The following is a 7,761-nucleotide window of genomic DNA, read 5'->3' as shown; positions in this document are numbered from 1 at the left end:
AACCCGTGTTAGGGTGCTGTGTTGTTAACTGGTGAGTGCCCCCGTAATTGGGAAAGACCCGTTTTTGATTATCGAGCTAGGACACCAAAACCCAGACTGGATTTGGCTCCCCGGACAAGACTCGAACTTGTGACCTAATGATTAACAGTCATCCGCTCTACCGACTGAGCTACCGGGGAATAGGGTCGGAATCTTAAAACGATTCTGATTGAGGGTCAAGTAGATTTAATAATAATTTTTTAAAATCTGGTTTATTTAGGGATGAATATATTCTTTCATTGGTCTTAATGGACACCTTCTCTCCTAAAAAAGAGAAGGTGTCCTTGTTCTTTTTAACTGCAAAAACGTTGCAGGCGGTTCAGGGCATCTTGTAAGGTTTCCATGCCGGTTGCAAAGGATAAACGGATGCAGCCTTCATTGCCAAATGCAGAGCCAGGGACTAAGGCAACCCCTTCTTCAACTAACAGTTTTTCAGAAAACTCAAGGTCATTGGCATAGTCACGTTTTTCTATGATTGCTTGGACACTGGGGAAAATATAAAAAGTACCATCCGCTGGAATAACTTCTACTCCAGAGATTTCTTGCAATCGGGAGGCCACAAAGTCATGTCTTTGGCGAAAGGCTTTTACCATCTCTATGACACTTTCATTGCCGCCAGTTAGTGCTGCTACAGCTGCTCTTTGGGCGATGGAACAAGGATTTGAGGTCGATTGGGACTGAATGGTTTTCATTGCATTCATTAATGGAGCGGGGCCTGCTGCATAACCAATGCGCCACCCAGTCATGGCATAAGCTTTGGAAACCCCGTTTAAGACAATGGTTCGGTCATATAATTCAGGACATGCGTTAAGAATATTAGCAAAAGGTTGGCTCCAGAGAATATGTTCGTACATATCATCAGTAGCAATAATAATCTGCGGATGTTTTTTTAAGACCTCAGCCAGAGCTTTTAATTCATCCAGGGTGTAAGCTACTCCTGATGGATTGGATGGGCTATTTATAAAGATCATGCGCGTTTTGGGGGTGATGGCGTCTTCCAGTTGTTGGGCATTGATTTTATAACGTTGTGCTGGAGTTGTAGAAATAATAATAGGTGTTGCATCAGCCAATAAGACCATATCGGGGTAAGAAACCCAGTATGGCGCAGGAATAATCACTTCATCACCTGGATTAAGCAAGGCTTGGCAGAGATTGTAACAGCTTTGTTTGCCGCCAACTGAAACTAAAATTTGATTGGCTTGATAATCAAGACCATTATCTTTTTTGAATTTATTTTTAACGGCTTCTTTAAGCTCAGGTATGCCATCAACAGCAGTGTACTTGGTATGGCCTTGATTAATGGCAGCGATAGCCGCTTCTTTAATGTAATTGGGTGTGTCAAAATCGGGTTCACCAGTACCCAGATTAATGACATCATGCCCTTGAGCACGCATTTGGGTAGCCTTTGCTGCTACAGCCAAAGTAGGTGAAGGCTTAACTTTTTGCACGCGTTTTGCTAATGCGATATCCATTTGTTGCTCCTGTGAGATATACTAATAAGATATGAAAGATTTATTTAAACTATATGCCGATTATAAGCCTGCTGGCGACCAGCCGACTGCCATAGCCTCATTAATTGACGGCTTGAAATCAGGTTTATCCAAACAAACCCTTTTAGGGGTTACTGGTTCGGGCAAGACTTTTACTATAGCACATGTTATTCAAGCCATGCGCCGTCCCGCTTTGATTATGGCTCCCAACAAAACGCTTGCTGCCCAACTTTATGGCGAATTTAAAGCATATTTCCCCGACAATGCGGTGGAATACTTCGTTTCCTACTATGATTATTATCAGCCAGAAGCTTATGTGCCTGCTTCGGATACCTTTATTGAAAAAGATTCATCCATCAATGAGCACATAGAACAGATGCGTTTGTCTGCAACCAAAGCCTTAATTGAACGTAAAGATGCGATTATTGTCGCAACAGTTTCTGCAATTTATGGTTTGGGTGATCCTGATTCCTATTTACGTATGGTATTACATCTTTCCCGTGGAGAACAATCTGATCAGCGTAAAATTTTAAGACGACTTGCGGAAATGCAGTACACTCGAAGTAACTTATCCCTGGAGCGCGGCCAGTTTCGAGTGCATGGAGATATTATTGATATTTTTCCTGCTGATTCAGAACGGGATGCGATACGCATTGAATTATTTGATGATGAGGTGGAAAACATCGCCCAATTTGACCCGCTTACTGGGGAAATTCTGCACCGTGTGCCGCGGATCACTATTTTCCCTAAAACACATTACGTGACGCCGCGTGATCGTATTTTGCAAACCGTGGATTGGGTCAAAGAAGAGTTGCAAGAGCGTCTGGCTGAGTTTAAAGAGCAAAATAAATTAGTCGAGGCACAGCGTTTAGAGCAACGCACTGTTTTTGATATGGAAATGATGTTGGAGTTGGGTTATTGCTCCGGTATTGAGAACTATTCCCGTTATTTATCAGCGCGTGAGGCGGGCGAGCCTCCACCAACTTTATTTGACTATTTGCCAAATGAAGCATTGCTGATTATTGATGAATCCCATGTTACTGTCCCACAAATTGGCGGGATGTACCGAGGGGACCGCTCCCGCAAGGAAACATTGGTTCAATATGGCTTTCGGCTTCCTTCGGCTCTGGATAACCGACCATTACGGTTTGAAGAGTTTGAAGAGCGTTCACCACAAACGATTTACATTTCAGCAACCCCAGGTCCTTACGAACAAGAGCATTCTGATAATGTAGCCGAACAGGTGGTGCGTCCCACAGGTCTTGTCGATCCAGAAGTGGAAATTCGTCCTGTACGTACTCAGGTTGATGATTTAATGTCAGAAATTCGTTATGTAATCCAACAAAATGGACGAGTTTTAGTGACCACTTTAACAAAACGAATGGCAGAAGATTTAACCGACTATTTGAATGAACATGGCATTAAAGTACGTTATTTGCATTCAGATATCGATACTGTAGAACGAGTTGAAATTATTCGTGACTTGCGTTTGGGGGTATTTGATGTTTTGGTGGGAATCAATTTGTTACGCGAAGGTTTGGATATGCCCGAAGTCGCTTTAGTTGCTATTCTTGATGCAGATAAAGAGGGTTTTTTACGTTCCGATCGTTCTTTGATCCAAACCATAGGACGTGCAGCACGTAACATGAAAGGACGTGCCATTCTCTATGCGGATAAGATTACTGGTTCCATGCAAAGAGCTTTGGATGAGACTGACCGAAGACGAGAGAAGCAAAAAGCATTTAACGAGGCGCATGGAATCATACCTAAAGGGATTAGTAAGTCCATAACTGATATCATGGAAGGGGCTTATCAAGGAAAGCGTAACGCTGCAGTTGCCGAACCAAGCCCGGAATACATACATTGGTCAACACAGGAATTAGTGAAACACATCAATACTCTGGAAAAACAAATGTATTTGCATGCAAAAAACATGGAGTTCGAAGCAGCGGCCAAAGTTCGAGATGAATATCTTTTATTGAAAGAGCAACTAATAAATAGATAATCCATAAGATGAGGAGCGGAACTCTTCACAGTTAATTTAGAGGAGTTGTTCTTCTTTAAAGAAAGAGGAAACAGGGTGTAGTGTTTTAATGACAATAGATCCTGGATATGATCGTGATCGTTTTTTTGGTACTCTGTTCTTAAGACCTTAGCCAATGCGAAGGCAAACGCAACGGCGACGGCTAATTTGAGATGTTCCCTCTTAAGACGAATATGGAGAAATGCTGATACCTTAGTAAATTATTTGCGCTTAAGAAGAACGTAACGCATTGGCAGCATTAACCGGGAGTTTTAGAAGGTCCCTCTCCTGAGAAATGCTCAATTATCCAAACGAGAACTCTATTCTCAAAAAATCAGCTTATGACTTTTCCTTAGAAACTGTCGTAGAAATCGCTGTTGGTATTATCTCCACACTCTCAAACTCCTCTATAAAGCCCTTAAATTGCTTTTTATCGAATTGATGGTACAACATTAAATGTACATTATATTTCAGCTGACCTTTTATTAACTCTGGTTGTAAATGCCCAATTACTCCTGGGACGGCATTCGCACCATCCATATAATGTTGTGCTTTCTCCGGGCACTCAAAGGAGCTTTTTAGCCTACAAATAGTACCTGGATTTGCTTTCTCATTAAGTATCTGTGTTAAAATCGACTTATTCATAAGGGTAATATCCTCTACTGCTGAATTCTAAATTATTCATTTCTTTTTCACATAAGCTACTTACTTCACATGCATGAGGAGCTTGAAACCTGAGATGGCCTACGTGTGGATCGTTTTTAGCCATAAGTTGGTTAATAAATAAAGTAGTTAATAATTGAGTTATAGGCTTAGGCAAACCTTCCCTGATATCAAAGTCACCCTCTGCAGATATTAGATCAAAAGCAGGGAACATTATATGAGGTAAAATAGCAAGCGCTTTTTCTTTACCGAATGTTTTTGTGACTCTATCCCCGGATGGTTGAGGCAACTCTAAAACAAAATCATTTTTATTAACCTGTAATAAACACTCGTTGTTTGTAGAGGTAAGAAATTTACCTTTAGAATAACATATTGCACTCATGTACCAACGGAGCGCCGTATTAAGGCATATATCAGAAGGGATATCTAATTGCGCCATTAAAAGATTGCCTTGCTCTCGCTGCATTTGTATGCTGGAAGCAATATATGTTCTAAACTGTTCTTCCAATTTCAGCATTTTTTGAAAGGCATTGTCCGCTCGCTCATGGAGAACCCGCAATTCATCCTTGCTCAAATTCTGTATTTGCCCCTCGAGTAGTTTTCTGTAGAATTCACTAAACTCAATTGATGCTTTAAGCGCTTTTCGGTCATATTGATGGATCATTTTTACGGCAGCGGGATCACCATTGGCTAGCAAAAATTGATTTATACTTAAATTAAATGGTGAAATTATATTAAAACCTTCTTCTGGATTTAGAGAGCCATTTTTTTTGTAAAACATTGTGGTACATTTTTGTCGTGCAAAAGGAAGCATTGGGCCTGCAATCTCTTGCTGATACAATAGACCATACACTTGAGCAAAATCTATTGCCGATGCAGGGCCGTACACAGGTGCTATTAAAGCCGTTCCTTCTCTAGCCCAATGTTCTAAAGCAATAGCCCCATTTTCAGGACCTTTAGCCAATCCGAAGGCTAGCGCAACTGGTATTGTTTCAGTGTATGATCTATATTCAGTATGGCCGGTTAAATGTTTAAGAGCTTCCTGCCCTCTTTCTTTTGCATACTTAGACATATCAAAAATATCTTCATAAGGTTTCACTTTATTTGTGAGTGAAGTGGGGACGGTAAATAAACCTCCATCGGTTGGTTGTCTATATAAAAAAAGGTTGAGGAGGGGATATCCACGATACGCAGTCTGTCCAGATTCAGGTGTAAGAGGAACTGATTCAGAAGTGGAAGAATATGAAATACTTTGCCGATGAAATCCGTGCTCCATATTGTGCCATTGTAAAATAGCTTGTACCTCATTACACCAAACCTCCTCAAAACCTCTAATTCTTATATTAGGATCCACTTTAAAAAATCCATTCGGATTTCTACGCCGAACCTTTTGTGCAACGGATAAAAATAAGCGAGATTGCATACTACGTACTCCTATTAAAGATGATTTGAAACAAATTTGTATATTTATTATCCAATATCAAGCTTATAGGGAGTTGAATTAATCTACGCATTTTTTACCTTTTAGGGGGTTATAAATGCCAATTTAGTGATCTAATAAAGGGACTAGGAATTTTGTATTAATAAGGGGATTGACTTGCAATTCTCAGCCAGGCTGGGTTATTTTGGCCAAAGGAGCGTCACTTTTTCATTATCCATTATTTCTACGTTCGCCCCTGCGAACAAGTCGTGGGGGCGGCAATAACAAAATAATTTCAGATGTTCCTCTCCGTTAAATAGAGGGAGGGTTTATAGAGGAGTTTGGGGATGCGCTTAATTCACGTTCTGTCTTATCAACTAGTTTTGTGCAATGTACCCCATCAGTAATAATAATTTTACCCACTAATTCTTCATTCGGTATCTTTGTTTGTTCACGCATAGCATGTATTCCTGCTAAAGAATAGTACATGGATGCTTCATCACTGCTCTGAGGCGGCAACCCCAGCGCACCTTCATTTCCAGGACGGCTAATACTGTCACCGCATATTTGTGTCGCCAGATATTCACCCTCTGTATCACTTAAACAAGGGGTCAATTTCTGAACCACCGTAATGCGGGGATGCGCTATCGTTGCAGGGTAACTCATATCCTTCCCATAATTCATAAAGTAATCTAAATCGTCTGCATGCATATCAAAACGTTTCATTAAGGAAGGAAAATTAATTAATTCAACTTTATTAATTTTTTTGAGCGGCAAAGTGCTTAACAATTCATCCAAGACTTCAAGATATAAAGTTTCTAATACATTATCTAATACACTAATGCCGAAGGCACCCAAACCAAGGCCTTTTAGTCTGATGACGCCTGGTTCCTGCATGAAGAGAGCACTCGCCATAAGCGTTTGTTTCAGGGTATGCCTTAGCCTGGTTTTATAAGCATTAATGTAGAAATAAGCCTCTTTAGAGCCAAACTCCCCTTGCGGCAATTTAAATTTTATGAACTGGCATGCTTCTTTTGGTTTAGGCCCTTGCGGGTATTCATCCCCATAGAGGTCTTGGACAACAGCCACAAAACCCTGGTGGTTTAACGCTTTGGTTCGCCTGTCATAATGCGGGTGCCCTGGGTGTTCATCAGCATATTCCAGGCACATTAATGCATCATAGTGCAAACTCTGTCCATTTCTTAGCTCAGGACCTACTGCGTAATTAATAAATACTGGCCCCAAATGCGCTTTTTCCAATTCGTGCAGAACACTTCCCGAACGGTAATGAGGAACTACCCCGTTGTTCCTGTATCGTACTCCATTTTCAATTGGCAAAAAATAACCATTGGCTGAAACCAGGTGCGATAATGCACTTTCCTCCATGGTTAAATAATGTTCATATAATTTACTTTTATCCTCTAAAGTACCCACTGCTAATAGTTTATCGCGATCAGAAAGATGGTGCAGCGGCTCAATTAACTCGTGATGCTCCTCTCTATAATAAAGCAGTCGGCCGTCTTGATACGCCGCCTCATACCGTGCTTTGATTAAACGACAGAGCATCTCTTCAAAAGTGATTGTGCGATATAGATTGCCAAGAACCGTGTGCTCTTGTTGTTTCGCTTTATAAAACTTCTCAAGTATCGGTAAGTGCTCATCTAATATGAGTTGGCAACAATGCTCATCCAATAAGTTTACAAATTTAACCTGCTCTGGTGTTAAATATTGTCGAAAATCAAATAAACTGCTTTTTACCGGTCGCTTGTTGAACCATGCACTAAACATTGAGCCTAGGCTTTGCTCTTGCATGATAGAATCTAACAATCGCTTCCTTATTTCTAAAGGTTCATAGTGCAGCTCTTTGCCCTGGAAATTAGGGACGGGAGAGGCAGAATTTCGAGAAAACATGGAGTGGCGGCGTAGATAGGATGTGCGGGATCTATTTATCATTCTTGAAAACATAGTCTTCCTTTTTAATTCAATTTTAACATTACTTATTTGCTTATTTATTATCGAATATCAAGCTTATAGAAAGCTGAATTAATCTACGTATTTTTTGCTTTATAGGATTTGAATGAATTAAGGAGAACAGATCTTAATTAAAGGAGTTATTAATTTTCTAA

Annotated in this window: 5 protein-coding genes and 1 tRNA gene; 1 reads left to right on the top strand and 5 read right to left on the bottom strand. The window is 40.5% G+C overall.

Features of this window, described 5'->3' with window-relative positions; genetic code table 11:
• Positions 1 to 103: 103 nt before the first annotated feature.
• Positions 104 to 179: transfer RNA gene (locus tag A8O27_RS04385), tRNA-Asn, on the bottom strand.
• 153 nt (positions 180 to 332) lie between these two features.
• Positions 333 to 1,511, bottom strand: a complete 1,179-nt coding sequence (locus A8O27_RS04380; RefSeq protein ID WP_058460785.1) for a pyridoxal phosphate-dependent aminotransferase — start codon at positions 1,509 to 1,511, stop codon at positions 333 to 335.
• Between the two features lie 31 nt (positions 1,512 to 1,542).
• On the opposite strand from A8O27_RS04380, the gene uvrB reads away from it, so the two are divergent.
• Positions 1,543 to 3,534, top strand: coding sequence for an excinuclease ABC subunit UvrB (gene uvrB / locus A8O27_RS04375; protein ID WP_058460786.1), 1,992 nt, complete (start codon positions 1,543 to 1,545; stop codon positions 3,532 to 3,534).
• Positions 3,535 to 3,891: 357 nt separating this feature from the next.
• Here uvrB and A8O27_RS04370 read toward each other — a convergent pair whose 3' ends face one another.
• The 3 genes from A8O27_RS04370 to A8O27_RS04360 form a co-directional block, all read right to left on the bottom strand.
• Complete coding sequence (locus A8O27_RS04370; RefSeq protein ID WP_058460787.1) at positions 3,892 to 4,197, bottom strand: hypothetical protein; 306 nt, start codon at positions 4,195 to 4,197, stop codon at positions 3,892 to 3,894.
• Entirely contained in the window at positions 4,190 to 5,638 is a 1,449-nt protein-coding gene (locus A8O27_RS04365) for a hypothetical protein (RefSeq protein WP_058460788.1), read from the bottom strand. The genes A8O27_RS04370 and A8O27_RS04365 overlap by 8 nt, the downstream gene beginning before the upstream one ends.
• A 309-nt stretch (positions 5,639 to 5,947) precedes the next feature.
• The gene (locus A8O27_RS04360) at positions 5,948 to 7,600 is read right to left on the bottom strand and encodes a hypothetical protein (protein ID WP_058460789.1); all 1,653 of its coding nucleotides are present in this window, start codon (positions 7,598 to 7,600) and stop codon (positions 5,948 to 5,950) included.
• Between the last annotated feature and the right edge of the window lie 161 nt (positions 7,601 to 7,761).

Origin of the sequence: Legionella bozemanae, from assembly GCF_001648595.1 — a bacterium.
Classification (GTDB): Bacteria; Pseudomonadota; Gammaproteobacteria; order Legionellales; family Legionellaceae; genus Legionella; species Legionella bozemanae.
This window is presented reverse-complemented; position numbering and strand designations above follow the sequence as displayed.